The sequence below is a fragment of the Micromonospora sp. RTP1Z1 genome (genome assembly GCF_033804685.1).
Classification (GTDB): Bacteria; Actinomycetota; Actinomycetes; order Mycobacteriales; family Micromonosporaceae; genus Micromonospora.
In genome coordinates this window covers 64,516-89,957 of sequence record NZ_JAPFQV010000001.1, presented here as the reverse complement: position 1 = coordinate 89,957, position 25,442 = coordinate 64,516, and the positions used below count along the sequence as shown (strand labels likewise).

25 protein-coding genes and 1 riboswitch are annotated in these 25,442 nt (G+C 73.4%); of the genes, 11 read left to right on the top strand and 14 right to left on the bottom strand.

The genetic code is table 11. The features are described 5' to 3' along the window. Nucleotides 1-2: 2 nt before the first annotated feature. The 6 genes from SLP03_RS00435 to SLP03_RS00410 form a co-directional block, all read right to left on the bottom strand. Nucleotides 3-224, bottom strand: a complete 222-nt coding sequence (locus SLP03_RS00435; protein ID WP_319458435.1) for a hypothetical protein — start codon at nt 222-224, stop codon at nt 3-5. 9 nt (nt 225-233) lie between these two features. Further along, nucleotides 234-755 carry an alpha/beta fold hydrolase gene (locus tag SLP03_RS00430; RefSeq protein WP_319458434.1) on the bottom strand — a complete coding sequence of 174 codons (522 nt, stop codon included), beginning with the start codon at nt 753-755 and terminating at the stop codon, nt 234-236. Nucleotides 756-869: 114 nt separating this feature from the next. After that, the gene (locus SLP03_RS00425) at nt 870-1,694 is read right to left on the bottom strand and encodes a C39 family peptidase (RefSeq protein ID WP_319458433.1); all 825 of its coding nucleotides are present in this window, start codon (nt 1,692-1,694) and stop codon (nt 870-872) included. Nucleotides 1,695-1,925: 231 nt separating this feature from the next. Then, nucleotides 1,926-2,067, bottom strand: a riboswitch (cyclic di-AMP (ydaO/yuaA leader). A 288-nt stretch (nt 2,068-2,355) separates the two neighbouring features. After that, nucleotides 2,356-3,144 (bottom strand): hypothetical protein, encoded by a 789-nt coding sequence (locus SLP03_RS00420; protein WP_319458432.1) that lies wholly within the window; start codon nt 3,142-3,144, stop codon nt 2,356-2,358. A 150-nt stretch (nt 3,145-3,294) separates the two neighbouring features. Further along, complete coding sequence (locus SLP03_RS00415; RefSeq protein ID WP_319458431.1) at nt 3,295-3,723, bottom strand: hypothetical protein; 429 nt, start codon at nt 3,721-3,723, stop codon at nt 3,295-3,297. 202 nt (nt 3,724-3,925) lie between these two features. Further along, nucleotides 3,926-5,128 (bottom strand): acyltransferase, encoded by a 1,203-nt coding sequence (locus SLP03_RS00410; RefSeq protein WP_319458430.1) that lies wholly within the window; start codon nt 5,126-5,128, stop codon nt 3,926-3,928. Nucleotides 5,129-5,476: 348 nt separating this feature from the next. Here SLP03_RS00410 and SLP03_RS00405 point away from each other — a divergent pair, with 348 nt between their 5' ends. Both SLP03_RS00405 and SLP03_RS00400 read left to right on the top strand, forming a co-directional pair. Next, nucleotides 5,477-6,112: an alpha-ketoglutarate-dependent dioxygenase AlkB gene (locus tag SLP03_RS00405; protein WP_319458429.1), complete on the top strand. Its 636-nt coding sequence runs from the start codon at nt 5,477-5,479 to the stop codon at nt 6,110-6,112. Nucleotides 6,113-6,206: 94 nt separating this feature from the next. After that, nucleotides 6,207-7,553: a uracil-xanthine permease family protein gene (locus SLP03_RS00400; RefSeq protein ID WP_319458428.1), complete on the top strand. Its 1,347-nt coding sequence runs from the start codon at nt 6,207-6,209 to the stop codon at nt 7,551-7,553. A gap of 16 nt (nt 7,554-7,569) precedes the next feature. Here the strand turns inward: SLP03_RS00400 and SLP03_RS00395 are convergent, their stop codons facing one another. The 5 genes from SLP03_RS00395 to SLP03_RS00375 form a co-directional block, all read right to left on the bottom strand. After that, nucleotides 7,570-11,346 (bottom strand): DNA gyrase subunit A, encoded by a 3,777-nt coding sequence (locus SLP03_RS00395; RefSeq protein WP_319458427.1) that lies wholly within the window; start codon nt 11,344-11,346, stop codon nt 7,570-7,572. A gap of 32 nt (nt 11,347-11,378) precedes the next feature. Beyond that, entirely contained in the window at nt 11,379-13,595 is a 2,217-nt protein-coding gene (locus SLP03_RS00390; RefSeq protein WP_413644054.1) for a DNA gyrase/topoisomerase IV subunit B, read from the bottom strand. A 135-nt stretch (nt 13,596-13,730) separates the two neighbouring features. Further along, complete coding sequence (locus SLP03_RS00385; protein ID WP_319458425.1) at nt 13,731-14,450, bottom strand: uridine kinase; 720 nt, start codon at nt 14,448-14,450, stop codon at nt 13,731-13,733. A 272-nt stretch (nt 14,451-14,722) separates the two neighbouring features. Then, complete coding sequence (locus SLP03_RS00380; protein ID WP_319458424.1) at nt 14,723-15,355, bottom strand: class I SAM-dependent methyltransferase; 633 nt, start codon at nt 15,353-15,355, stop codon at nt 14,723-14,725. 52 nt (nt 15,356-15,407) lie between these two features. Continuing rightward, a complete protein-coding gene (locus tag SLP03_RS00375) occupies nt 15,408-15,845 on the bottom strand; it encodes an Rrf2 family transcriptional regulator (RefSeq protein WP_319458423.1) in 438 nt (145 codons plus the stop codon). Between the two features lie 162 nt (nt 15,846-16,007). Here SLP03_RS00375 and SLP03_RS00370 point away from each other — a divergent pair, with 162 nt between their 5' ends. Continuing rightward, a complete protein-coding gene (locus SLP03_RS00370) occupies nt 16,008-17,219 on the top strand; it encodes a globin domain-containing protein (RefSeq protein ID WP_319458422.1) in 1,212 nt (403 codons plus the stop codon). Nucleotides 17,220-17,401: 182 nt separating this feature from the next. Here SLP03_RS00370 and SLP03_RS00365 read toward each other — a convergent pair whose 3' ends face one another. Continuing rightward, nucleotides 17,402-17,647 (bottom strand): cupin domain-containing protein, encoded by a 246-nt coding sequence (locus SLP03_RS00365; protein ID WP_319458421.1) that lies wholly within the window; start codon nt 17,645-17,647, stop codon nt 17,402-17,404. Between the two features lie 195 nt (nt 17,648-17,842). Here SLP03_RS00365 and SLP03_RS00360 point away from each other — a divergent pair, with 195 nt between their 5' ends. The 5 genes from SLP03_RS00360 to SLP03_RS00340 all read left to right on the top strand — a co-directional run bounded on the left by SLP03_RS00360 (nt 17,843) and on the right by SLP03_RS00340 (nt 21,617). Beyond that, nucleotides 17,843-18,097 (top strand): hypothetical protein, encoded by a 255-nt coding sequence (locus SLP03_RS00360; protein WP_319458420.1) that lies wholly within the window; start codon nt 17,843-17,845, stop codon nt 18,095-18,097. Continuing rightward, nucleotides 18,082-19,302 (top strand): glycosyltransferase, encoded by a 1,221-nt coding sequence (locus SLP03_RS00355; protein ID WP_319458419.1) that lies wholly within the window; start codon nt 18,082-18,084, stop codon nt 19,300-19,302. The genes SLP03_RS00360 and SLP03_RS00355 overlap by 16 nt, the downstream gene beginning before the upstream one ends. 125 nt (nt 19,303-19,427) lie before the next feature. Beyond that, nucleotides 19,428-20,291: an alpha/beta fold hydrolase gene (locus SLP03_RS00350; RefSeq protein WP_319458418.1), complete on the top strand. Its 864-nt coding sequence runs from the start codon at nt 19,428-19,430 to the stop codon at nt 20,289-20,291. A 141-nt stretch (nt 20,292-20,432) separates the two neighbouring features. Then, complete coding sequence (locus SLP03_RS00345) at nt 20,433-21,068, top strand: hypothetical protein (protein WP_319458417.1); 636 nt, start codon at nt 20,433-20,435, stop codon at nt 21,066-21,068. Nucleotides 21,069-21,221: 153 nt separating this feature from the next. Further along, entirely contained in the window at nt 21,222-21,617 is a 396-nt protein-coding gene (locus SLP03_RS00340; RefSeq protein WP_319458416.1) for a hypothetical protein, read from the top strand. Between the two features lie 111 nt (nt 21,618-21,728). On the opposite strand, the gene SLP03_RS00335 is transcribed toward SLP03_RS00340, so the two are convergent. Next, nucleotides 21,729-21,971: a hypothetical protein gene (locus SLP03_RS00335; RefSeq protein ID WP_319458415.1), complete on the bottom strand. Its 243-nt coding sequence runs from the start codon at nt 21,969-21,971 to the stop codon at nt 21,729-21,731. A gap of 72 nt (nt 21,972-22,043) precedes the next feature. Continuing rightward, nucleotides 22,044-22,943 carry a DUF72 domain-containing protein gene (locus SLP03_RS00330; protein WP_319458414.1) on the bottom strand — a complete coding sequence of 300 codons (900 nt, stop codon included), beginning with the start codon at nt 22,941-22,943 and terminating at the stop codon, nt 22,044-22,046. Between the two features lie 133 nt (nt 22,944-23,076). Here SLP03_RS00330 and SLP03_RS00325 point away from each other — a divergent pair, with 133 nt between their 5' ends. The 3 genes from SLP03_RS00325 to SLP03_RS00315 all read left to right on the top strand — a co-directional run bounded on the left by SLP03_RS00325 (nt 23,077) and on the right by SLP03_RS00315 (nt 25,408). Further along, nucleotides 23,077-23,583: a DinB family protein gene (locus SLP03_RS00325; RefSeq protein WP_319458413.1), complete on the top strand. Its 507-nt coding sequence runs from the start codon at nt 23,077-23,079 to the stop codon at nt 23,581-23,583. Between the two features lie 115 nt (nt 23,584-23,698). Next, complete coding sequence (locus SLP03_RS00320; protein ID WP_319458412.1) at nt 23,699-24,490, top strand: hypothetical protein; 792 nt, start codon at nt 23,699-23,701, stop codon at nt 24,488-24,490. A gap of 222 nt (nt 24,491-24,712) precedes the next feature. After that, the gene (locus SLP03_RS00315) at nt 24,713-25,408 is read left to right on the top strand and encodes a Pr6Pr family membrane protein (protein ID WP_319458411.1); all 696 of its coding nucleotides are present in this window, start codon (nt 24,713-24,715) and stop codon (nt 25,406-25,408) included. The last annotated feature ends 34 nt before the right edge of the window (nt 25,409-25,442 follow it).

Sequence of the window (25,442 nt, the reverse complement as noted above, 5' to 3'; positions counted from 1 at the left end):
CGTCAGCGGAACGGGTCGAGGAGGGCGAGGACGGCCTCCGGGTCCTCGATGTGGGCGTTGTGCCCGACGCCGGGCAAGGTGGCCACCGGGACGCCGAACTCCTTGAGCTGAGCGTCGGTCACCATCGGGTCCTGCTCGCCCCGGGCCAGCAGCACCGGCACGTCCGTCGCCGTGAGCAGGGCCGGCAGCGGCGGCTCCCCCACCCCGAACGCGGCCGGATCCATCGCCAGCCGTCAACGGCCGTCCTCCCGGCGCAGCCCGGCGTCGACCACCGGGTGGTCCGGGGCGAAGAGGCCGGCGAGGCCGGAGACGCGCAGGTAGCGGCGGGCGGCCTCGTCCCGGCTGGCGAACCAGGTCACCGGCCGCTCGGCCAGTTCCCGGGCCTTGTCCAGCTCGGCGGGAGACCAGACCGCCTTCACGCCGAGCCCGACCACCGCGTCGACGGGCAGGCCGAGGTGCCGCGCGGCCAGCGCCAACGCCACCACCCCGCCGAGCGAGTGCCCGAGCACCACGAGCCGGTCCCGCGGCCCCAGCCGGTCCGCGACCGGTCCCAGACCCTCCACCACCCGGCGGGCCAGTGCCGCGAAGGTGTAGGCCGGCAGCGGCGGCGACCACCCGTGCCCGGCCAGGTCGGGGGCGAGCCAACGCCCCGCCCACCGGCGCTCCAGCAGCGGCGCCCAGGGCAGCCACACCTCGCCGGTGGCGCCGAGGCCGTGCAGCAGCAACAGCTGGCGGATACCCGTCTCGTCGCCCATACGGCGCAGTGTGCCACCGCTCGGACACGACGCGCGAGAGCCGACGGCGGGCCGGTCCGTCGGGCATACGACGTCGGGCTCGTGCGCGGGGGCCCGACGGGTGGAGCGGGTGGATCAGGCGGAGTAGCCGCGGGTGGCCATCCAGTTCGCCAGGTCGATGGTGCTGACCCAGTACCCCGGCAGCGACGGGTTCGCCGAGTCGGCGATCCGCACGGTCCGACCGTCGTTCTTGTAGCCGACCACGGCGATGTAGTGGCCGCCCGGGAAGGAGTGCCAGCCGCCGTCGGTGTCGGTGGCGTCGCCCGCGATGTTGGCGACGACGCCCCGCCCGTCGGTGATCGCCTTCACCACGTCGGCCTGGAGCTCGTCCATCTGGGCCGGGGTGGCCGCACCCGGGATCATGTGCGTCCGGTACGGGTTGCCCTTGACCATCTGGTTGAGCCCGCGGGTGGTGTCCTCGGCGGAGTTGGTGCCGTTCTCGGTGGCGCCGAGCGGGGCGACCATCGCGTCCTGGGTGGTCTCGACGCCGCTCGCGCTGAGCGCGTTCCGGACCGCGGCCGGGCCGCAGTTCCAGTAGGCGGTCTGCGCCTCGTAGGTGTAGTCCAGGACCTTCGTCGACGGCGGCTTCGGCGCGGCCTTGCGGGTCAGGTCCGGGTCCGGCTTGGCCGAGGTCGCCTTCGCCGACGGCTTGGGGCTGGGCGAGGTCGACGGGGAGGCGGCGATCCGCTGCTGGTTACGGGTGGCCACCTCGCCGAGGCGCGGGGCCAGCTCGGCGACGGCGACGGTGGTGGTCTGCTCGCGGACGGGCGCGTCGTCGGTGTTGGCGAGCAGGGCGCCGGTGCCGGAGGCCAGCACGAGCGCGGCGGCGGAGCCGGCGACGATCTGGTACGGGCGCTCGGTGGCGAGACGCCGCAGCTGCCGCTTCAGGTGATGCTTCACGTTGGTCCTCCACGGGGGGCGGGAGCGGCACACGCCAGCCCGACGCGCGGAGGAACTCACGCGCGACGACGGATCGTGGGCGGGCTGGGCCGCTGGGTAGGGGGCGCGCCCGGTCAACCGGGCGGCAGGGCGGATGCCGGGATCGGCTCGCCGGTCAGGCGAGCGACGGCACCGCGGCGCCGTGGAGGCGGGGGGACGAGCGGGGAATGGGATCGGGTTGCACGAGGAAGAAACTCCTTCCGACACCGCCTACCGGGTTAGCTGACGGATTCGGGCGGGAAGATCGCCCTACCGCGGGCCGAGGCTCGCGGATTCACCCCGGACGTGCACTGGGTCCCCGGTTCGTAAGATCACGATTGAGCGGGTCGGCGCGGCGTCGCCTCTTGCGATCGAAAACCGCACCGGACGCGACGAGACTACCGATGGGTAGCCGCCCTGCCAAGCCGTCCCACCTGCTTAAACCTCGGTCATCGTTACTCTGACCGGAACAGCACGTCACTGACGTCACTCAATGGGACGAGCAGTTATCACGGAACCGTCGGGCGACAATCGGACATCGGGTCGCGAGCGACCCGGAATTGCGGGGGTCGGTGGCCCGAGCTGCTCCGGATGACCGTTTCCCGGATCGGGTGACCCGGCTCACCGAATTTGAGGTCACGATTCAGCCAACCCGCGCCGGCCGCCAACGCGCCGGGCCGGTCGGGGCGGTGCCGGCCACCACCGGGGTGCGGGTCTGGGTCACCGCCTCCGAGCGGCGTACCGGGGCCGGGCCGGGGCGCAGCGCCGCCGCGGCGGCGTACGCCTCGGCGGTGAGGGCGCGGGCCGCCTCGGCCGCCAGCTCGGCGTCCCGCCAGGCCCGTTGCTCCCGCTCGGCCGCCGTGCGGTAGCCGGCCAGCCGGCCGTCGCGTACCGCCCGGGCGAGGACGATCTCCTGCTCCGCCGGGTGCCGGCGCGGGTCCCACCCGTGCCGGTCCGCGAGGACATCGGCGAGCTGCCGCGCCGACAGCTCACCCCGCCAGTGCGCCACCATCGCGGCGTGGTGCAGCCATCGCTCCCGGGCGGCGTACTCGGCCGGGGTCCGCGGGGTACGCGGCGCGGGCAGCGCGGCGGCGCCGGCGAACCGACGGGCGGCGCTCTCCGCCTCGTCGTACGCCCGCCAGGCCCGGTCGACCTCGCCCTGGGCCCGCAGCCACTGTTCCCGCCGTCGACGCGCGGTCTGCGCGGCGCCGGCGGCGGCGACCGCCACCTCGTCGGCGTACCGGCGCAGGTCGGCGAGGCGGGCCGCCTCCTCGACGGCCGGGTCGGGAACCGGCTCGGCGTCGGACGTGGCCTCCCGCTCCGGACGGGCGACCAGCGCGGCGAGCAGGGCCAGGGGGAGCAGGAGCAGGGCCGACCAGATGGCGGCGGCCTGCGGAACCTCGATCAGGAACTGGTAGAGAACGGTTCGCATGGTCGGCACCTCACGGGAGCGATGTGGCGGAGGGGTCCGCACGCCCCGGCGCGGCGGGGCGCGACCGGAACGGGCGCCACCGGGCCGCCGACGGGCGGGTGCGGGGGTGAGGTTCGTGGAGAGCGGCTGCGGGCGCGGCCCGCCGTTCGATCAGCGCGCCGGCGGGGCCCGCGAGCCGAGGGCCGCCGGGGTGAGGCCGACCGGGGCGCGCTCCCCGGAGACCGGGACCACCGCGGTACGCGGCGCCGCCGGCGGGGAGGCGATGCCGACCGGCAGGGCCGGCTGGCCGGTCCCGGTAACGAGGTCGAGGGCCGCCGAGCCGGTCAGGGCCGGGCCGGCGGCGTCGGACTCGGAAGCGGCACGGGCCCCGACGAGGGCCGGCGGGGTCGTGGACCAGGAGGATCCCGGTACGGCGAAGGTGACATCGGCGACCGGGGCTCCGTGAGCGGCAGCGGCCGCGCCGACGGGCAGGGCGGCGGCGCCGAGCGAGCAGGCGACGGCGACGGCGAGCCTGGCCAGCATGCGGGCGGTCCAGCGCGCCACCCACCACAGGGGACAGGTGAGTGCGACCGGAAGCACGGTGCCACGTTACCGCCGACGCCGCCGCGCCGCATCGCCGCCGGGCGGGTCGCCACGAGCCGGATCGGGGCGGCGACCCGGGTGGACACGGCGCGGCGACGCATCCACGTCAGCAGCGCCGCAACGCCGGACGCTCCCACCTCGGCGAGGTGGCGACGATCATCGCCCGCCCCCGGACCGGCGGCCGGAGAGCGCGCGCCGCTCAGGCCGGGTCGCGCCGCCCGGCGTACTCGATCGGCCTGGCCTGCCGGTCGGCCGCCCAGGCGGGTCCCACCTGGGTCGGCACGACGCCGGCCGGGACGGCCTGCGCGCGGGCCCGGCGGGGCGGTCCCAGTCGGCGCATCATCGGCGTCTCGACGTACCGGTGCAGGGCCCCGGCGAGCACCAGGTTCACCAGCAGGAAGCCGAGCACGGCGAGCGGACCCCACCAGCCCGGCAGCCCCACCCCGTAGTGGCCGGTCAGCCGGAGCACGGTGACCATCACGAAGACGTGCACCAGGTAGAAGGCGAAGGAGACCTCACCGAGCCAGATCATCGGCCGGGACCGCCACGGGGTGCGCCGGCCGCGCACGTCCGCGTCGGCCGCGGCCGTGATGACCAGCAGGTACGCCACCGCCAGCAGGCCCGCCCAGAGCTCCGCCCGGATCCACTGCGCGGTCACCGCCCAGGTGGCCACGAAGATCAGACTGGCGGCGGTCAGGCCCGGCCCCCGCCAGCGCCCGCGACGCATCAGCTCGGCCGCGGCCACACCCATCCAGAACTCCAGGGACCGCACCACCGGGAAGACCTGGGTGAGCCACCACCGGCTCTCCTCCGGCACCAGGTGCTGACCGGGCCACAGCGCGACGATCAGCAGCGGGGCGGCGACCACCACCGCCCACAGGGCGGCGGGGCGCAGCCGGCGCAGCACCGGCAGCACGAACGGCAGGCAGAGATAGAAGAACAGCTCGCAGGAGAGCGACCAGCTCACCGTGTTGACGCTGTAGAAGTAGCCGGGGGTGGGGTTCCACGCCTGCACCAGGGCCAGGTTCCCGAGCGCCGCCCAGACATCGACCGGGTCGGCGAACCAGAGCCCGACGAGGAGCACCACCACCCACATCAGCAGGTGATTCGGGTAGATCTTGGCGAGCCGCCGGCGCAGGAAGGTCCGCCGGCGCTCGCCGTCCCGGTACGACCAGACCAGCACGAATCCACTGAGGATGAAGAAGAACTCCACGCCGGAGAGTCCGAGGGTGAACAGCCAGTCGACGACCGCCTTGTAGTCCGGCTCGGCCACGATCCGCATGGTGCCGACGTGGAAGCCGAAGACCAGCAGGGCGGCGACCCAGCGCAGCCCGGTCAGCGACGGTAGCCGGCCGGCGACCGGGGGGGCCGCGGCGGCGCCGGTGGTCGGGGCGCCGGTCATGCCGGAACCCCGACCGTCACCAGGGTCACCAGCATGCGCGTCTCCTCCTCGGCGGGGTCGTCGGCGGGCGGGCGACCGGGACCGCCCACGACGGCGCCCCAGGGTCGACGCCGCCGCCGGGCACCCTACCGGCTGGTATTCCCGACCGCCTCCGGGCCGACTGGCGGTCGGCACGCGGGACGCCAGCCGGGCGTGGAGGTGACATGGGATTTCCGCTCCTGCACGGACCGGCACTCCGCGCGCAGCCGCTGCGCGAGCGGGTCAAGCAGGCGGTGGGCGGCCGGGTCCGCCGGATGCTGCGGCGCTGACCGTCGTACGCCTGTTCGACAGCGGGGTAGGATCGGCGGCGTGTCCGACGTCGCGTACCAGCCCTCGATGCTGGATTTCGCCGAGCAGGGCGCCAGCCTGGGCCCGCTGGCCGGCCGGCTGCGTCGGCACGAGCTGAGCCCCGGCGCCTGGGTCGACCACCTGCCCGGCTGGGTGCGGGGCTCCGACACCGTGCTCGACGCCCTGCTGCACCAGGTGCCGTGGCGGGCCGAGCGCCGCACCATGTACGACGCCGAAGTGGACGTCCCCCGCCTGCTCTGCTGGTACGCGGCCGGCCGAACGCTGCCCCACGCCGTGCTGACCGAGGCCCGGGAGGCGCTGACCCGGCACTACGCGTCCGAGCTGGGCGAGCCCTTCGTCACCGCCGGGATGTGTCTCTACCGCACCGGGCGGGACAGCGTCGCCTGGCACGGCGACACCACGGGCCGGTCCGCGCACATCGACACCCTGGTCGCCATCGTCTCGTTCGGCTCGCCGCGTCCGCTGCTGCTGCGCCCCCGTGGCGGCGGGGCCAGCCTGCGCTTCCCGCTCGGCCACGGCGACCTGGTGGTGATGGGCGGCTCCTGCCAGCGCACCTGGGAGCACGCCATCCCCAAGACCACCCGCCCGGTCGGCCCGCGGGTCAGCGTCCAGTTCCGTCCCGCCGGCGTCGCCTGACCCGCAGCCGGCCCCAGCTGCGAACCGGGGTCGTGCTAGAAACAACCCTCAGGGTCGATCACGCCCCCGTCACCTGACGACGCGAGGGCGCACCATGACCCAGTCCCCCACCGCACCGCGGTCCCGCCGGACCCCGTGGAGCCTCCACGGCGACGGCCGGTCGATCCGACCGGGCGACGTGGTCCACCCCGGCGAACGGCTGTCCTGGCCGCGTACGGTCGGGGTCGGCGTGCAGCACGTGGTCGCGATGTTCGGCGCCACCTTCACCGTGCCGCTGATCACCGGCTTCCCGCCGGCCACCACGCTCTTCTTCTCCGGGATCGGCACGCTGCTGTTCCTGCTGATCACCGGCAACCGACTGCCCTCGTACCTGGGCTCGTCGTTCGCGTTCATCGCGCCGGTGCTCGCCGCGAAGGCCGGCGGCGACATCGGCCCGGCGCTCGGCGGCATCGTGGTGGCCGGCGCGGCGCTGGCGCTGGTCGGTGTGGTGGTGCAGCTCACGGGGGCCCGCTGGATCGACGCGCTGATGCCGCCGGTGGTCACCGGCGCGATCGTCGCGCTGATCGGTCTCAACCTCGCGCCGGTCGCCTGGGACGGCGGCGGCAGCGGCACCGGGGTGAAGGCGCAGCCGCTGATCGCGGTGGTCACCCTGGTCGCGATCCTGGTCACCACGGTGGCCTTCCGGGGCTTCCTGGCCCGGCTGTCGATCCTGCTCGGTGTGGTGGTCGGGTGGGTGCTCGCCGCCGTCCTCGGCCAGCTGGACCCGAAGGCGGTGACCGGTCTGAAGGAGGCCGCCTGGGTCGGGCTGCCGCAGTTTCACGCCCCCAGCTTCAGCCTCCGGGCGGTGGTGCTGGTCATTCCGGTGATCCTGGTGCTGATCGCGGAGAACGCCGGGCACGTCAAGGCGGTGGCCGCGATGACCGGTCGCAACCTGGACCGGCACCTGGGCCGGGCGTTCCTCGGCGACGGCATCGCCACCGTGCTGGCCGGCTCCGGCGGCGGTTCCGGCACCACCACGTACGCGGAGAACATCGGCGTGATGGCGGCGACCCGGGTCTACTCGACGGCGGCGTACTGGGTGGCCGGGCTGGCGGCGGTGCTGCTCGGGCTCAGCCCGAAGTTCGGCGCGCTGATCCTCACCGTGCCGGCCGGGGTGCTGGGCGGCGCCACCACCGCGCTGTACGGCCTGATCGCCGTCCTCGGGGCCCGGATCTGGATCGAGAGCCGGGTCGACTTCCACGACCCGGTCAACCTGATGACCGCCGCCGTGGCGCTGATCATCGGTGCCGCCAACTACACCCTGACGGCCGGCGACCTCTCCTTCAACGGCATCGCCCTGGGCACGGCCGCCGCCCTGCTCATCTACCACGGCATGCGCCTGATCGCGCACCTCCGCGGCACCACCCCCGACTCCCGCCGGGGCCCCGAACCCGAACTCTGACCACCCCTGCGGGTGATCAGTCGCGTTCCACCAGGTGGCCGACGACCGTGGGGCCGAGCATGACGGCGAAGCCGGAGCCGTCGCGGCGCGGATCCGCCGGCGGCAGCTCGACCGGGTCGCCGGTGGCCGTCGCGCCCACCGGACGTGAGCCGATCCAGCCCACGGCCAGGTCCAGCTCGCCCTTGAGCAACCGCTGCGCGCGGACCCCGCCGGTCGCCCGCCCCTTCGCCGGGTACGCCTTGAACGGCGTCACCTTCACCGTGGCCCCGGTCGAGGTAACCACCATCGGCTCGCCGTGCCCCGGGTCGTCGGTGCGAACCGCGGCGAAGAAGACCACCCGCGCCCCGGCCGGCAGGTTGATGCCGGCCATGCCGCCGCCCTTCAGGCCCTGCGGCCGAACCACGGACGCGGCGAAGCGCAGCAGCGACGCCTCGGAGGAGATGAAGGCGAGGGTCTCCGCGCCGTCGGTGAGCCAGGTCGCCCCGACCACCTCGTCCCCCTCGCGCAGGGAGATCACCTCGAACTCGTCGGAGCGGACCGGCCACTCCGGCGCGCAGATCTTGACCACGCCCTGCCGGGTGCCCAGGGCCAGGCCCGGCGAACCCTCGGCCGCGGTGCCGAGCGGGGCCAGGCCGACCACCGTCTCCCCCGGCTCCAGCGGCACCAACTCGGCCGCCGACATCCCGCCGCGCAGCGAGACCGTGCCGGACTGCTCGGGCAGCACCGGCAGCGGCAACACGTCGATCTTGAACGCCCGGCCGGCGCTGGTCACCAGGAGCACCCGGCCGCGCGCCGTGGAGTGCGCAAGCGCGCGTACCGCGTCGTGCTTGACCCGGCCGCTGCGTCGCCGCCCCTCGGCAGCCTCCTCCGACTCGGCCGCGGTCCGAGCGACCAGCCCGGCCGCGGACAGGATCACCTGGCAGGGGTCGTCGGCGACCTCCAGCGGCCCGGCCGGCGCGGAGGCGGCCAGCACCTCCTTGAGGTCGCCGTCGACCAGCCTGGTTCGGCGCGGGCCGCCGAACTGCTTGACCACGGCGGCCAGCTCGTCGGAGACCAGCTTCCGGAGCACCTTCTCATCGTCGAGGATGGTGGTGAGCTCGGCGATCTCCGTACGCAGCTTCTCCTGCTCGGCCTCCAGCTCGATCCGGTCGTACTTCGTCAGCCGGCGCAGCGGAGTGTCCAGGATGTAGGTGGCCTGGATGTCGGAGAGCTTGAACTGGCGCATCAGGCCGTCCTTGGCGGCCTGGACGTCGTCGCTGCCCCGGATCAGCTTGACCACCTTGTCGATGTCGAGCAGGGCGATCAGCAGGCCCTCGACCAGGTGCAGCCGCTCCTCGCGCTTGCGGCGCCGGTACGAGGTGCGCCGGGTAACCACGTCATACCGGTGGGCGAGGAAGACCTCCAGCAGCGCCTTCAGCCCCAGGGTCCGCGGCTGGCCGTCGACCAGGACCAGGTTGTTGACACCGAAGGACTGCTCCAGCGGGGTGAGCCGGTAGAGGTCGGCCAGCAGCGCCTGCGGGTTGACGCCCACCTTGCACTCGATGACCAGCCGGGTGCCGTTCTCCCGGTCGGTCAGGTCCTTGACGTCGGCGATGCCGGTGAGCCGCTTGGTCTTGTTGACCTCGTTGGTGATCGCCGCGATGACCTTCTCCGCGCCGATCCCGTACGGCAGCTCGGTCACCGTGATGGCCTGCCGGCCCCGGCTGCCCTCGAGCGGGCCGATCTCCACCCGGCCGCGCATCCGAACCACCCCGCGCCCGGTCTCGTACGCCCGGCGCACCTCGTCGAGGCCGAGCAGCACACCACCGGTGGGCAGGTCGGGGCCAGGGACGAACTCCATCAGCTTGTCGAGGTCGGCGTCCGGGTGGTTGATCAGCCACCGGGCGGCGGAGACCACCTCGCCGAGGTTGTGCGGGATCATGTTGGTCGCCATCCCGACCGCGATCCCGGACGCGCCGTTGACCAGCAGGTTGGGGAAAGCGGCCGGCAGCACGGTGGGCTGGGTCAGCGAGCCGTCGTAGTTCGGCTCGACGTCGACGGTGTCCTCGCCCAGCTCGCCGACGAGCAGCATCGCCTCGCGGGACATCCGCGCCTCGGTGTTGTGATTGACGAAGCCACCGGCGAGGAACGAGTGATCGTTCGTGTCGACCCGAACCGAATAGACCTCGGCTGGCTCGCAGCTGGTCACCTCGGTGATTCGCTCGAACCTGTACCCCGAATCCATGATCGGCAGGATCGTCGCGAGGACTTCGGGCTCCTTGATCCGATCGATGATTCGAAGGCGTTCGGTTTCCCAACGCTCAGCACGGTCGAAGTTGTGCTGGGTAAGCCACGTTCGGCCGCTCCCTCTCCGATCGAAGTCAAGCGCGCCTCGAACATAGTCGGCAACGAACGGAACGTGATCCTTGCTGAGGCGGTGCGGGCGCAGAGGCGAGTGAACCAACACCTTGTGCAACTGCGCTTGCTTGGTACGAAGGAAGCCGACGCGGTTCGCGAACGCCTTGATGTTCCGTAGTCCCGAGACGATCAGGCGATGCTCCACGGACCCGCTCGGACGGGTGTACTGGCGTCGGCAGGCGATGACACCGAACTCCGCCAGCAGCTCCTGAACTTCCCGAACAAGCCGTTCGCTGTAGCTGGTGTACTGGATGGTGAAGCTTTCCTTCGCTACCCGGACACCGCCGTCGCCTTCGAAGAGGGCCATCAGGAAGGCCCGCTTCACACCCCATCCACCGGTCCAGACGAACTGCGGAACAAACTTGTCCCGCGCCTGATGGCCGATGAACTCACGAAGTGGGCTCGCCCGGAAGGCATCCATCCCCCCGGCGTACTCCTGGACGTCCAGCTCCTGGATGCGCTTGCGGTCGCGACGGGTGTGTCGTTCACTCACGTAACGGCGACCGCCCACGATCTGGTCGTAGGCGTGCAGCACCTCGCCAAAGAAATGTTCGTCGGTGTTGTTGAAACCGGCCCGCGACTCGCTTGCCCAACCCTCGGAAGCCCACGCACCCCCAAGGACCCCGAGCATGTACTCCCTCGCCGTGGGGATGACCTGTGACCACGCGTTCCGCGCAATGCACACGACCATGTCCGGCGTGATCTCGTCGAGTCGCCGCCATTGAAAGATCGGTACACCCAGCGGGGCTTCGAGGCAGAGCACGAGGTGGTTCTCGCTGCCCTGCAACGAGAAGCCCGCCTCTGTACCGATTCGGATGGTGGGATGTACACCGGAGTTGAACACCTTGCTCACCCGGACGGCCTTTCCGTCCCTGTCGAGCACCTCGAAGTCGACGTCAGCCTCGCTGTCCGCCGCAAGATCAACCAGATCCGCGATCTGAGGACTCGATCCGTCAGCCAGGCGGATCCGGGTATCCCCCGTGACGCAGTACCGCGCCGCAGCCGGTCCATCGTCCGGACTTCCAAAGTTTCCATGTCCGTCGATGAGCGGTGCGTTGAGGGAGAAGTCCTGAGCCAGGCGGACCATGGCGTCGTAGATCGCCGTGTCACCGTGCGGGTGATAGCGACCCATCACGTCGCCGACGACCCGGGCCGACTTCACGTGCGCCCGGTCGGGGCGGTGCCCCGCCTCGTGCATGGAGTAGAGGATGCGCCGGTGCACGGGCTTGAGCCCATCCCGCGCGTCGGGCAGGGCCCGGGAGTGGATGACCGAGAAGGCGTACTCCAGGTAGGAGTCGGAAACCTCGGTGACCAGCGGGTTGTCGAAGACCCGCGCGCCGGCCTGGTCGAAGGTGGACAGGTCCGCCTTGGTGCGGTCTTCCTTGCGGCGTGCCATGACTCAGCTTTCCTTCCGAACGAACCCGGTGCTCATGCGTCGATCGCCTCGCGGTCGATCCGGTCGGCTGAGTCGATCAGCCAGTTGCGGCGGGGCTCGACCTTCTCCCCCATCAGCAGTTCGAGGATCCGCTCGGCGGCGTCGACGTCGTCGAGGGTGATCCGACGGACCGCCCGGGTGGCCGGGTTCATCGTGGTCTCCCACAGCTCGTCGGCGTCCATCTCACCGAGACCCTTGAACCGCGGGATCGGGGTGACGATCTGCTTGCCGGCCTTCTCCAGCTTGTGCACCGTCGCCGCCATCTCCGCCTGGGTGTAGGTGTAGATGGTCTGCGGGTTGCGCCCCTTCGTGGTGATCTTGTGGAGCGGCGGCATCGCGGCGAAGAGCCGGCCGGCCTCGATCAGCGGGCGCATGTAGCGGGCGAAGAGCGTGATCAGCAGGGTCCGGATGTGCGCGCCGTCGACGTCCGCGTCGGCCATGATCAGCACGCGGCCGTAGCGCAGCGCGGAGAGGTCGAAGGTACGCCCCGAGCCGGCGCCGAGCACCTGGACGATCGCCGCGCACTCGGCGTTGTCCAGCACCTGCTGGAGGTTCGCCTTCTGGACGTTGAGGATCTTGCCGCGGATCGGCAGTAGCGCCTGGTATTCAGAAGAGCGAGCGAGCCGGCCCGTCCCCAGTGCGCTGTCGCCCTCGACGATAAACAATTCACTTCTGTCGATGCCCGTGGTGCGACAGTCGACCAGCTTGGGCGGCATCGACGCGCCCTCCAGGGCGGTCTTGCGCCGGGCCGCGTCCTTCTGCTGCTTCTGGGTCAGCCGGACCCGGGCCGCGTCGACGATCTTCTGCAGCACCGTGCGCGCCTCGGCCTTGGTGCGCCGGTCCTCCAGCCAGACCTTGAGGTGCTGCTCGACCAGGCCCTGGATCACCTTGGTGATGCCGGCGGTGGAGAGCTCGTCCTTGGTCTGGGAGGTGAACTGCGGCTCTGGGATGCGGACGTGCACCACGGCGGTCATCCCCTCGAGGACGTCGTCCAGGGTGGGCGCGTCCTCCTTGGGGCGGAGCATGCCGCGGGTGTTGCGGGCCGCCTCGGCCAGGGTGCGGACCAGGGCCCGCTCGAAGCCCTTGCGGTGGGTGCCGCCGTGCGCGTTGCGGATGGTGTTGGTGAAGCACTCCACGGTGCGCTCGTAGCCGGTGCCCCAGCGGAGCGCCACCTCGATCTCGGCGCGACGCTGCACGTTGGACTGCATCACTCCGTTGGCGTCGGCGGCGTTCTCCCGGTAGGTGCCCTCGCCGGTGACCAGCAGCGTGCCGGAGACCGGCCGGTCACCGGCCGGGGCGAGGAACTCCACCATGTCGCTGAGGCCGTTGGGGTAGTGGAAGCCCTCCTCGGTGCGCTCCTCCCCCGTCTGGTCGCGCAGCAGGTAGGCCACGCCGGGCACGAGGAACGCCGTGTTGCGGAGCTTGAGCCGGACCGTCTCGGTGTCCAGCCGGGCTCCGGTCTCGAAGTAGCGGGTGTCGTGCCACCACCGGATCGAGGTGCCGGTGCGCTGGCCGCGCTTCATCGCTCCGACGATCTGCAGGCCCGGACCGGGGGTGAAGGGCGCGTCGGGGCCGGGCCCGTCGAAGATCCCCGGTACGCCGTGCCGGAACGACATCGCGTGGACCTTGCCGCCGCGCCGGACGGTGACGTCGAACCGCCGCGAGAGGGCGTTGACCGCCGAGGCGCCCACGCCGTGCAGACCGCCGGAGGTCTTGTAGCCCGAGCCGCCGAACTTGCCACCGGCGTGGAGCCGGGTGAGCACCAGCTCGACGCCGGAGATGCCGGACTTGGCGTGCACGTCGGTGGGAATGCCCCGGCCGTCGTCGTCGACCTGCACCGAGCCGTCGGCGTGCAGGATCACCTCGATCTTGGTGGCGTGACCCGCGACACCCTCGTCGGTGGAGTTGTCGAGGATCTCGTTGACGAGGTGACCCACGCCACGGCTGTCGGTCGAGCCGATGTACATGCCGGGGCGCTTCCGGACCGCGTCTAGGCCCTCCAGGTGGGTCAGGTCGTCGGCCCCGTACCGGGTCTCAGGCTGTGCGGTCAACTGGTCGTACTCCCAGGTCTCGGCGGTGTGGTGCCGCTCACCGTCTCGATCAAGCCCACTCGATCGCCAGGCGCGGCGCGCCGCAGCGAGCCTAGCCCGGCGCTGTGACAACGCCGTGGCACCCGCCGGGTGCGCCGTTTCGCGCCCTCTCGCCGGCACCGCTCCGACCGCCGAGCGGCGGACGGTCGCCGGGGGCGGGGGGGGGGCGTCACTGCACGTCAACGACGCGCCCCGGCGGTGTCTTCCCGTCCGGGGCGGCCGGTGACGGCGGGCCGGACGAGCTCCGCCGGCCGCTCAGCCGCGCCGCAGCCGCGGCCGGGCGAAGTCGGCGTTGTCGACGACCACGTCGGCCCGGCGGACCGGGTCCGCCTCGGCCAGGTAGACCCGGGCGGCGGCGAGGTAGCGGTCCCGGTGCAGCCGTTCGGCCGCCTCGGCGCCCTCCCGGTCGGCGTCCCGGGACGTCCCCCGGCGCACCGACAGCTCGGCGGGCACCTCCAGCCAGATCCGGTGGTCCCAGAGCTCGTCCAGCTCGGGGCGGAACGCGAAGACCCCGTCGACGATCAGCACCGCGTCCGCCGCGGCGAGCGTGACCACGTCGGTGTGCTCGCGTTGGGTGAGCGGGTCGCGCAGGCAGAGCACGCAGCGGCCGGTGCCGGCCGGACCGGCCGGCTCGAGCAGCAGGTCGCGGATCGCCGGGAGATCGAAGGCGTTGCGGTAGTACCCGGGCCCGGAGAGCCGGTCGTACTGGTGGCGCTCGCGCCAGGGGCGCTTGAAGTCGTCCAGGCTGGCCCGCAGGACCGGCCGGCCGGCAGCGGCGATCCGCGCGGCGAGCTCTTGCCCGAAGGAGGTCTTGCCGGCGGCGGTGAACCCGTCGACGCCGACCCGCAGCCGGCCGGGGCCCAGCGCCAGCATCCGGGCCGCGAGCAGGTCGACCAGGGCCCGCCGGGCCGGCGGGGCCGGCGGCGGCGCCGGCTGCTGCCAGGTGGAGACCGACCGGTGTATGAGGGATGCCATGGAGCGACCCTATTGCCGGGAGGTTTACGCCCGTCACACCCCCGTGATCTGATCGCCCATCCAGGGGATCTTCCATACTTCCATTCCTGGATGGAGGCCGCGGATGTCCAACAACAGCGCCGCCGACGGGACGGTCAGCGTCGGTTGATCGCGCGGCGGGTGGGCCCGAGAGCCCACCCGCCGCTCACGTCAGGCGGTCACGACCGCGGACCCGAGGGGGCCGGAGCCCCGGGGCGGTGTGCTCTCGGCCGCTTCCGTCGTGCGGCCCCGGGTCACGGCCGCATCGCCGTGCCGAGCACGTGCGGCGAGGCCGGCATCGGGATGCCGGTCGGTGGGAAGCGGAACCGGTCCAGCTCGACGACGGTGAAGCCGGCGGCGCCGATCGCGCCGACGGTGTCCCGCCCGGTGTGGCACCCGCCGCAGACGGCGGGCCAGATCGTGGCGTCGGCCCAGCGCTGCGCCCGGCGCAGCCTCGGGGTCTCCGCGACCACGTGCTCGTAGAAGCGCAGCTGCCCGCCGGGGCGCAGCACCCGACGGGCCTCCCGCAGGGCGACCGCCTGGTCCGGCACCGTGCAGAGCACCAGCGACAGCACCACCGCGTCGGCGGCGGCGTCGGCGGCCGGCAGCGCCTCGGCGAGCCCGGCCACCACGGTGACCGGCACCGGGGCGTCGGCCGCCGCGGCGTGGGCGGCGGCCCGCAGCCGGGGCTCCGGCTCGACGGCCAGCACCTCGGCCACCGTCGGCGGATAGTGCGGGAACATCCGGCCGTTGCCGGCGCCCACCTCGACCACCCGGCCGGTCAGCCCGGCGACGAGCCGATGCCGGTGCTCGGCGGCGCCGGCGCGGTCCATCGCGACGCTGGCCCGCGCGAAGACCCGCGCGAACACCGGATGCGAGACGGACATCGATCCTCCTCACCGCCGGGACCAGTCACCCCGCAGCCTATGCCGGGAGGCCTCAGCCGTGTGCCCCCGGCGCGTCGAGGGTGAGCAGCAGGGGACCGACGGGGCCGTCGACGAGGTCGCCGAGGCGTACGTCGTCGAGGAAGGCGAGGAAGGCGGCCTGGGCACGGCGCAGCTCGCCGCGCAGCCGGCAGCCGGCGACCAGCGGGCAGGCCGGCTGCTCGCAGGCGACCACCTCGTCGTCGCCCTCGAAGGCCCGGACGACGTGGCCGACGGTCAGCTCGCCGGCGCGCTCGGCGAAGGCCACCCCGCCGGAGCGTCCCCGGATGGTGACCAGGACGCCGATCCGCTGGAGCCGCTGGACGACCTTGGCGACGTGGCTGCGGGGCAGCGCGAGCTGGGTGGCCAGCTCGTCCACCGTGGTACGCGCCGGGGATGCGGCGGTGAGCATGGCGATCCGCAGGGCCATGTCGGTGGACCGGTTGAGCTTCACGGCACCGACCCTAGCCAGCGTGAACGGCTCGCGACACGGGCCGATGGACCGGTCCGCGGATGTGACCCTCGCGACCCCCAACCCGGGACCTTCGACCCTGAAGAGGAATTTCAGATTCCTGTTCAGTGGAGATCGCCAGAACGGATCACTGAAGGAGTAGTCGTGCTCTCGGAATCATCAGCAGCAGTGGTGAAGGCGACCCTGCCGGTCGTGCAGGCGCATGGAGAGGCGATCACGGGCCGCTTCTACCAGCGGATGTTCGACGCCCACCCGGAGCTGCTCAACATCTTCAACCGCGGCAACCAGGCGACCGGGCAGCAGAAGGCCGCGCTCGCCGCCGCCGTCGTGGCGTACGCCGAGCACCTGGCCGGTCCCGAGACGATGCCGTGGGGGCCGATCCTGGACCGGATCGCGCACAAGCACGTCTCCCTCGGCATCACCGCCACCCAGTACACGATCGTGGGCCGGCACTTGATGGCGGCGATCGGTGAGGTGCTCGGCGACGCCGTCACCCCCGACATCGCGGCGGCGTGGGACGAGGTGTACTGGCTGTTGGCCTGCGAGCTGATCGCGCGGGAGGCGCGCCTCTACACCGAGGCCGGGGTGGCTGAGAGCGGGTCGGTATGGCGCGCCTGGCGGGTTACCGGGAAGGCCCAGGAGACCCGGGACGTCGTCTCGTTCACCCTGGTCCCGACCGACGGGGGCCCGGTGCCCAACTTCACTCCCGGCCAGTACACCTCCGTCGCGGTCGACCTCGACGGCGACCGCGGCCAGCAGATCCGGCAGTACAGCCTCTCCGGACGTCCCGGCGCTGACCACTGGCGGATCACCGTCAAGCGGGTACGCGGCACCGGAGGCGCACCCGACGGAATGGTCTCCGGTCTGCTGCACGACCGGGTCGCGGTCGGTGACACGCTGCGGCTCAGCCCACCCTTCGGCGAGGTCAGCGCGGTCGCCGGGGACGGCCCGCTGCTGCTGGTCAGTGCCGGCATCGGGCTCACCCCGGCGATGGCCGCGCTGCAGCACCTCGCGGTCGCCGAGCCGGAACGCCCGGTCGTGCTCGTGCACGCCGACCGCACCAGCGGCGCGCACGCCCTGCGCGAGGACCTGCCCCGCCTCGGCGACCAGCTGCCCAACCTGCGGATGAAGCTCTGGTACGAGGACACCGCCGACGCCGAGCTGGCCGGGCTGGAGGCGGAGATCGCGAGCGGTCTGGTCGATCCGGAGCTGATCCCGCTCTCCCCCGACGCGCACGTACACCTCTGCGGCCCGCTGCCGTTCATGAACGCGGTCCGCGGTGGCCTGCTGCGCCGGGGCGTACCGGCGGAGCGGATCGCCTACGAGGTCTTCGGCCCGGGCATGCTCCGCGGCTGACCGCCGTCGGTCCGGCGGCGCCCGTCGGTCGCTGGGCGAGCTCGTCCATCCCCGCTCCGGCGCCGCCGGCCCGCTCCACGTACTACCGGCTGCTGGCCGACGGACACCGGCAGCGCTGGCGGGAAGTGGTCACCAACCCGTCGCTGGAGTTCCGTACCCCGGACTCGGCGTAGCTTGGACGCTCAGCCGCGGGCGACGGTGAGCAGCACCACCGAGTCCTCGTCGGCGTGCAGGGCGTGCCGGGCGTCCGGGATCACCAGCAGGTCGCCTGCCACGCCCGGCCAGGACCGGTCCTGAGCCACCAGCCGGACCCGGCCGCGTAGCACCTGCAGGGTCGCCGCACCGGGGCTGGCGTGCTCCGCCAGCGCGTGCCCGGCGACCAGGGCGATCAGGGTCTGCCGCAGCGGGGTGTCCAGGCCGCCGTGCACCGTCCGGGCGCTGCGCCCGCTGCCGGACGCCTCTTTGCCCAGCTTCGTCGTTTCACGCGGCCCTGGCCAGGGGCTTTGGTCCCGGACCCGGTCGCCCGGACCGCCGCCGGCCAACCTCCAGAGCCGACGATCGGCTCCGGCGGAGAAGTCGGTGATCTACAGGTTAGGGCGCGAAGGCGAGGGTAGGGACTGCTCATGCGCGTCCTTGAGATCAACGCGATCTTCGGCAACCCGACGGCCGCCCCGGTGGTCGACGGGCCGATGGTGGCCGCCGCCGAAGGGGAGCGGTTCAGCCGCCGCAAGGGCGCTGTGCCGATCTCCGAGGACCGCGACGGGGCGTACCGGCCGGGGGCGCGGGCACGTGAGGTGACGAAGGAACGCTTCGGGCTCGACCGGATCCGCACCCACCGGGACCGGCTGATGGAGGAGGAAACATGCGCATCGCGATGATCTCGGAGCACGCCAGTCCGCTCGCCCTCCTCGGCGAGGAGAACGCCGGCGGGCAGCACACCCACGTGGCGGAGCTCGCGTCGGCGCTGGTCGGCGAGGGGCACGACGTCCGCGTCTACACCCGCCGGGACTCCCCCAGGCTGACCGAGTCGGTCTCCACCGCGGACGGCTACCAGGTCTGGCACGTGCCGGCCGGCCCGGCCCACCGGGTGCCGAAGGACGAGCTGCTGCCGTACATGGGCGAGTTCGGCGGCTGGCTCGCCGACCGGTGGCGGCACGGGGACTGGACGCCCGACGTGGCGCACGCGCACTTCTGGATGAGCGGCCTGGCGACCGTGCACGCCGGTCGGCGCGCCGGGGTGCCGACCGTGCTGACGTATCACGCCCTCGGAACGATGAAGGGACGGCACCAGGGCGGTGGGGACACGAGCCCACCAGGGCGGGCCGGCTACGAGCGCGCCCTGGGTCGGGCCGTCGACCGGGTCATCGTGCAGTGCGCGGACGAGGTCGCCGAGCTGGTCCGCCTCGGCGTGCCCCGGTCCCGGATGGCGCTGGTCCCCTCCGGCGTGAACCAGGACGTGTTCCGCCCGGACGGCCCGGTGGCGCCGCGCGACCCGGCCCGGCCGCGGATCCTTTCCGTCGGCCCGATGGTGGAACGCACCGGCTTCCTGGACGTGGTCCGGGCGCTGCCGGCCGTGCCGGACGCCGAGTGCGTGGTGGTCGGCGGACCACCGGCCGAGCTGCTGCCCGCCGACACCTTCGCCCGCCGACTGTCCGCCCTCGCCGAGTCCTGCGGCGTGGCCGACCGGCTCAGGTTGGTCGGTGGGATGCCCCGCGCGGAGACGGCCGCCTGGTACCGGTCGGCCGACGTTCTGGTCGCCGCCCCCTGGTTCGAGCCGTTCGGGCTCACCCCGCTGGAGGGCATGGCCTGCGGCGTGCCGGTGATCGGCACAAACGTCGGCGGCATCCCCGACACGGTCGTTGACGGGCTCACCGGCGACCTGGTCCCGCCGCGCGACTCCCGCGCACTGGGCGCGGCGATCCGCCGGCTCCTCGCCGACAAGGTCCGCCGCTTCACGTACGCCACGGCGGCGGTGGACCGGATCCGCAGCCGCTACTCGTGGAAGCGCTGCGCCGAGCAGCTCGGCGCGATCTACGCCACGCTGGGCACGGTCGCCCGTCCGGCCGCGGCGGCGGCGGCCTGACGATCGGGCAGCTCGCCACCCTCGACGCGCATCTGTCCGAGCCCGCGACGGGAGCCCGTCGGCGCAGCGGTGGAGCTGTCGACGCCCGTGCTACCCGCGGTAGCTTGCGGTCGTAGGCTGAGCCGGTGAGCGGGGAGCCGGAGTACACCCAGGAGTTCATCGACGTCGACGGCGCCCGGATCGGCGTGCAGACGTACCCGGATCCGGCGGGCGCGCCGGACGCGCCGGTGGTGGTGATCTGGCCGGCGATGGGCGTCCGGGCTCGCTACTACCGCCCGTTCGCCGCCGCGCTGCGCGCCGCCGGCCTCGGCGTCGTCGTGGCCGACCTGCGCGGCACCGGGGCGAGCACCCCGGTCCCCAGCCGCTCCTGCCGGGACGGCTACGCCGAGCTGGCCGGCGACGTCGGCGCCGTGCTGGCGGCGCTCAAGCCCCGGCTGGACGGGCGGACCCGGCTGCTGCTCGGGCACTCCCTCGGCGGGCAGGTGGCGGTGCTGCACCAGGCGCTGCACGACGCCGACGCCGTCGACGGGCTCGCCCTGGTCGCCGTCGGCCTGCCGTGGTGGCGCGGCTATCCGGGCCTGCGCGGCTGGGGCGTGCTGCCGTACACCCAGGGGATCGCGGCGACCGCGCGGCTGCTCGGCGTCTGGCCGGGCTGGGGGTTCGGCGGCCGGCAGGCGCGCGGGGTGATCCGGGACTGGGCGCACACCGCGCGGACCGGCCGCTTCCCGACGCTCGACGGGGTGGACGCCGAGGCGGCCGTCCGGTCGGTGCGTACCCCGGTGCTGGCGATCAGCGTGGACGACGACCAGTACACCCCGCACGCGACACTCGACCACCTCTGCGCCAAGCTCACCGCCGCGCCGGTCACCCGGCACCGGTACACCGTGGCGGAGGCGGGGGCGGCGCTGGACCACTTCACCTGGGTCCGCGCCGCGACGCCGCTGGCGGCCCGGGTCGCCGGGTTCGCCGCCGGACTGCCCGCTCGCTGACCCACCCGAGCCCCGACCCCGGTCCCGATCATGCCCGCTTTCCCGGCGTACCAACCCCGCATGCCTCGACACCCGGCGAACCTGGGTGCGTAGCGCCCCCGATGGTGGGTAAGCGGCACCGCCCGAACACCGCGGAGGGGGATGCAGATGTCAGAACGGCACACCGCACTGCGCTCGATGCACGACCTGGGCCTGGCGGCCTGGTTCGGCGGCTCGCTGATGGGAGCGCTCGGCGTCAACGGCGCGGCGGCACAGGTCAACGATTCGACGCAGCGGCTGCCGGTGGCCTCGGCGGGCTGGGCCCGGTGGACCCCGGTGAACGCCGCGGCGATCGGCGCCCACCTGGCCGGCTCGGTGGGCGAGCTGGTCACCGAGAGCCCACGCATGGCTGCCCAGTCCGGGGTGGCGAAGATGAGCGCGGTGAAGACGGCACTGACGGTCGGCGCGCTCGCGGTGACCGGGTACAGCCGGTTGCTCGGCATGAGGTTGCAGAAGGCCGGCGGTCCGCCCGTCGAGGGGGCCACCGAGCCGAGCTACCAGACGCCGGCGAACGTCGCCTCCTGCCAGCGGCAGATGAAGATGCTGCAGTGGGCCATCCCGGCGCTGACCGGCGCGCTGGTGGTGGTGACGGCGTACATGGGCGAGCAACAGAAGCCCGGGCAGGTGTTCCGGGGGATGCTCGACCGAGCCAGTGGCCTGATGGCCGCGCCGAAGACAATGGGCAAGGTGGCCGCCGTGGCCAAGGCCAAGCGGCGCATGGCGATGTCCGGCCACTGACCCGACCGGGGCGCAACGGCCGGCAGCCCCGCCGGGATGCCGGCCATCCGGCGCTCCGCCGCCGCCGGCGACCGCCGTCGAGGTGGGCGGCATGACCGGCGCGATGGCGGGCAATCAGCGCCGGCAGGGGCTGACCGACCAGGCGAGGTGGCCATGAACAGCAACGACGGACCGGGCACGGGTGGCGAGCGGCGGGGGCCGGAGTCGACCGAGCCGTGGGGCACCACCGACGGGTACGACGCCGACGCGCCGTGGGGCGCGGGCGAGGACTCGCCGATGGACGAGGGCAGCGAGGAGAGCGCGGTGCCGGAGGGCCTGCGCGGCGAACGCCGGGCGGGTGCCCCGGCCGCCGACGGGAACCCGGCCGGGCGGCACGGTTTCGGCCCGGTCGAGCCGACCCGTACGGCGGAGGCGGGGCCCGGCGCGCCGCCCGACCCGGCGCCGAGCAGGCGGACCTTCCCGGACGACCGGGCCGGCGAGGACCTGCCGGACAACGCCCTGGAGGAGTCGACCGGCATGCACCCGGAGGGGGTCAGCTGGCGCGGCTGAGCGGGCCCGGAACAGGCAACGGCCCGACCACGCCGACGGTCGGGCCGTCATCGAGCCGGTCCCGGCCGGCGTCCGCGAACGCCAGGAAGACCGCGACGGCCAGCAGGCGGGTCAGGAGCCGGTCCCGTCTTCCCCCGGCGTCCCCATCGCGGATGGCTCGGGCGCGGCTTCCGGCGACGACCCGGGCCGGATCTCGGGCGAGGTCTCCGGCGCGGGCGCCTCGGTCACCGGGTGACCGGTGTCGTCGACCAGGCCGGGCGCCATGCTGCCGCCGTGCGCCTCCTCGGCTTCCCGGGTCCCTCGGGGGTCCCGGTCGTCCGGCCGACCGGTCGCCGCCTCGTCCCGCTCGCTCACGCGCTCCCCTTCCGTCGTGCCTCGGCACCGCCGGTACCCGTCCCGGTACCGGGGAAACCTCCGGCGACGGCGTCAGGAGGCGGCGGCCCGCGCTCGGGTGACGTCGACGCCGAGCAGCCCGGCGAGCCGGGCGGCGTCGCGTTGGGCCTGGTCGCCGCAGCAGTTGTTCATCAGCACGTGCAGCTCGGCGCACTCCCCGGCCAGCTCGGTCAACAGCACGGACCAGCGGCGCAGCTCCTCCTCGCCGTAGGCGTACCGGAACTTGTCCTGCTTGTCGCCGCTCTCCCAGGCGGTGCTGTGCCCATGGAACCGGACGACGGCGAGATCGGCGGTGGCGACCAGGATTGGCGGCACCGAGGAGGCGTGCCCCTGCGGCATGTCGACGCAGACGTAGGTCAGCCCGTGCTCGCGCAGGAAGGTCACCGTGTCCACCAGGGCGTCCTCGGTGAACCAGGAGGAGTGCCGCAGCTCGACGCTGACCCGCCAGGGCCGGCACCGCCGGGCCAGCTCGGCGATCCGCCGCTTCGCCGCCTCGGTCCGGGCCAGCCACGGCGGGAACTGGAGCAGCACCGCACCGAGCCGGTCGGCCGCCGCGATCGGCGCCAGCGCCGCCCGGAACCGGTCCCAGAGCTCGTCGTACGCCCCGGCGGGCAGGTCCCGCCAGCGGATCCGGCTCGGGCCGCCGGCCGGCCGCAGGTCCGCCGGCAGCGCCGCCACGGGCGTGTGGTGACCGGTGAAGAGGCTGAACGCCTTGACGTCGAAGGTGAATCCCGGCGGGGTGGCCGCCACCCAGCCCTCACTGGTCTCCGGCAACGGAATCGCGTAATAGGAGGTGTCCACCTCCACCAGCCCGAACCGCTCCGCGTACCAGCCGAGGCGACCGGCCGGCGTGTTTGCCGCCCGCGGGTACCAGCCCGAGCGGACCAGCATCTGGTCGGCCCAGGACGAGGTTCCCACCTTGACTACACCCATGTAGTTCAGTGCACCGCGTACCGGGCGGATCGGCAACCGCTGGGGACACGTGGGCGCGTCCGCTGTGGAACGGCCCGGGACTGTCGGTGGCCGGTCATATCGTGGTCGCAGTCGTCGACGAAGGGCAGGCATCATGAGCGTCTCCGATCAGGTCGTCACCGGTGAGCGGGCGGATCTGCTCGCCACGCTGCGGCGGCACCGCCGCTTTCTCCGGCAGACCGTCGACGGGCTGACCGACGAGCAGGCGGCCCGGCGCAGCACGGTCAGCGAGCTCTGCCTCGGCGGCCTGATCAAGCACGTCGCGATCGTCGAGGAGCGCTGGATGCGGTTCGCGGTCGGCGGCGCCGAGGCCATGCAGAGCCAGCCGGTCGACTGGGCGGGCCAGTTCCGGATGCAGGAGGGCGAGACGCTCGCCGGGCTGCTCGACGAGTTCGACCGGGTGGCCGGCGCGACGGACGAACTGTTCGCCACCCTCGACCTGGACGCCGCGCATCCGCTGCCGACCGCCCCCTGGTTCGAGCCCGGCGCGAGCTGGTCGGTGCGCCGGGTGCTGCTGCACCTGATCGCGGAGACCGCCCAGCACGCCGGGCACGCGGACATCCTGCGCGAGTCGATCGATGGGACGAAGACGATGGGCTGAGCGCCCCCGATCCGCCGGACCCCGGAGGCGCGTGATCGATCTCACCTGCGAATACACCGCGTAAGCGGTGTTCCGATGTGACGTCGCGTCGAGCGGCGGCGCTGAGGGACACGAGATGAACGCACACCGCATGGACCAGGAGACCGTTGAGCGACTGCTCGTCGGTCCCGTCGCCGACGCGCCGGACGGTCGCGGTCCGGAGGCGCTCGTCCGGCTCCTCACCGCAGTCCGGGCCGCCCCGCGCCCGCACGAGCTGACCGGCGAGCTGGCCGCCATGGCGGCGTTCCGGACGGCCCGGGCCGGTTCGGTTCCGGCGGTGGCCGCCCGCCCCGAGCGGCGGATCCTCGCCGGACTGCTCGGCGCGAAGATCGCCCTCGCGGCCCTGGTGGCCGCCGTGGCCACCGGCGGCGTGGCGGTGGCCGCGGCCACCGGCAACCTGCCCGGCTCCCTCGGTGGCCACGGCGGGAGCACGACGGCACCGAGCGCGAGCGCCGGTGGGCGCCCCACGCCGACCCGCGGACCCGACGTCTCCCCCACCGCGGGCCCCGGCTTTTCCGCCCGGCCGACCGGATCACCCGCCCTGTTCGGGCTCTGCACCGCCTACCAAGCGGCGGAAGCCGGCGACCGCCACAAGTTGTTGGAGACTCCCCGCTTCGCCGAGCTGGTCTCGGCCGCCGGCGGGCGGGAGCAGGTACGCGACTGGTGCGACCGGCTGCTCGCCGGTCGGGACGACCAGCATGTTCCGGCGACCGATGCGACGGACCGCCCGGGCGGCGCCCCGACCGGCCGGACCACCGGCCGACCGGACCACGCATCGTCCACACCGGACGCGACCGGCAACCCGGCCGGGCGCGCCACCGGCCCGGCGGCGAAGCCGCCGGCAACGACCGGCCCGCGTCCGCGCTGAGCCGACCCGCGCTGAGCCGACCCGCGCTGAGCCGACCCGCGCTGAGCCGACGGGGAGCTGGTCGAGGTCCAGCCGGGCGACTTCCACGGCGGCTGGATCACCAGCGACGTCGCCGCCCGTCCAAGGGTGGCCCTGGCAGCTCCGGCTGGTGACGGCGCGGGCCCGCGGTCACCGGCCGCTTCGGCTGGTGACCGGGACGGGCGCGGCTGATAACTTGCCCCGATGAGTGTGCGGCGTCGACGGCTGGCGGTCATCCTCCGCCTGGCGATCGTGATCAGTGTGCTGGCCGGGATCGTGCTCACCGCGCTCGGTCCGGCCACGGTGACCGGCCTGCTGCCGTACTTCACCATCCAGAGCAATGTGGCGGTAGGGCTGTTCGCCGGCTACGCCGCCTGGCGGGCGTGGCGGGACCGCCCCGAGCCGCCCTCGGCGCTCAAGGGCGCGGTGACCCTCTACATCACCATCACCGGTGTGGTCTACCACCTGGTGCTGGCCAACCCGGCCAGCCCGTTCGCGATGGTCCAGCCGGACCGCGCGTTCGGCGAGGCGCTGGGCAACCAGTTCCTGCACACCGTCGTGCCGCTGCTCGCGGTCGCGGACTGGGCGCTGTTCGACCGGCGCGGCCGGCTGCGCCTGCGGTACGCGGCCTGGTGGCTCGCCTTCCCGCTGGCGTACCTCGGGTTCGCCCTGGTACGCGGGCTGATCGTGCACCGCTACCCGTACCCGTTCATCGACGCCGGGCAGCTCGGCTACGCCGGTGTCGGGCTCAGCTCGCTCTTCTTCGCGTTCACGTTCTGGCTGCTCGGGCTGCTCTTCGTCGGCGTCGACCGGGGACTGGCCCGGCGCGGCACCCCGGGCGCGACGACCGTCGACGACGCAGCGGTCACCGATTCCGTCGCGTCCGCCGTCGAGGGCTGACCGGCCGCTCCCCGACGAACCGCAGCCCGGGGGC

Coding starts and splice junctions, on each gene's coding strand:
- SLP03_RS00320 (WP_319458412.1), top strand. CDS start 23,699: ATGAACGCACACCGCATGGACCAGGAGACCGTTGAGCGACTGCTCGTC.
- SLP03_RS00385 (WP_319458425.1), bottom strand. CDS start 14,450: ATGGCATCCCTCATACACCGGTCGGTCTCCACCTGGCAGCAGCCGGCG.
- SLP03_RS00360 (WP_319458420.1), top strand. CDS start 17,843: ATGCGCGTCCTTGAGATCAACGCGATCTTCGGCAACCCGACGGCCGCC.
- SLP03_RS00435 (WP_319458435.1), bottom strand. CDS start 224: ATGGATCCGGCCGCGTTCGGGGTGGGGGAGCCGCCGCTGCCGGCCCTG.
- SLP03_RS00330 (WP_319458414.1), bottom strand. CDS start 22,943: ATGGGTGTAGTCAAGGTGGGAACCTCGTCCTGGGCCGACCAGATGCTG.
- SLP03_RS00380 (WP_319458424.1), bottom strand. CDS start 15,355: ATGTCCGTCTCGCATCCGGTGTTCGCGCGGGTCTTCGCGCGGGCCAGC.
- SLP03_RS00345 (WP_319458417.1), top strand. CDS start 20,433: ATGCAGATGTCAGAACGGCACACCGCACTGCGCTCGATGCACGACCTG.
- SLP03_RS00410 (WP_319458430.1), bottom strand. CDS start 5,128: ATGACCGGCGCCCCGACCACCGGCGCCGCCGCGGCCCCCCCGGTCGCC.
- SLP03_RS00355 (WP_319458419.1), top strand. CDS start 18,082: ATGCGCATCGCGATGATCTCGGAGCACGCCAGTCCGCTCGCCCTCCTC.
- SLP03_RS00420 (WP_319458432.1), bottom strand. CDS start 3,144: ATGCGAACCGTTCTCTACCAGTTCCTGATCGAGGTTCCGCAGGCCGCC.
- SLP03_RS00400 (WP_319458428.1), top strand. CDS start 6,207: ATGACCCAGTCCCCCACCGCACCGCGGTCCCGCCGGACCCCGTGGAGC.
- SLP03_RS00325 (WP_319458413.1), top strand. CDS start 23,077: ATGAGCGTCTCCGATCAGGTCGTCACCGGTGAGCGGGCGGATCTGCTC.
- SLP03_RS00315 (WP_319458411.1), top strand. CDS start 24,713: ATGAGTGTGCGGCGTCGACGGCTGGCGGTCATCCTCCGCCTGGCGATC.
- SLP03_RS00340 (WP_319458416.1), top strand. CDS start 21,222: ATGAACAGCAACGACGGACCGGGCACGGGTGGCGAGCGGCGGGGGCCG.
- SLP03_RS00430 (WP_319458434.1), bottom strand. CDS start 755: ATGGGCGACGAGACGGGTATCCGCCAGCTGTTGCTGCTGCACGGCCTC.
- SLP03_RS00395 (WP_319458427.1), bottom strand. CDS start 11,346: ATGGCACGCCGCAAGGAAGACCGCACCAAGGCGGACCTGTCCACCTTC.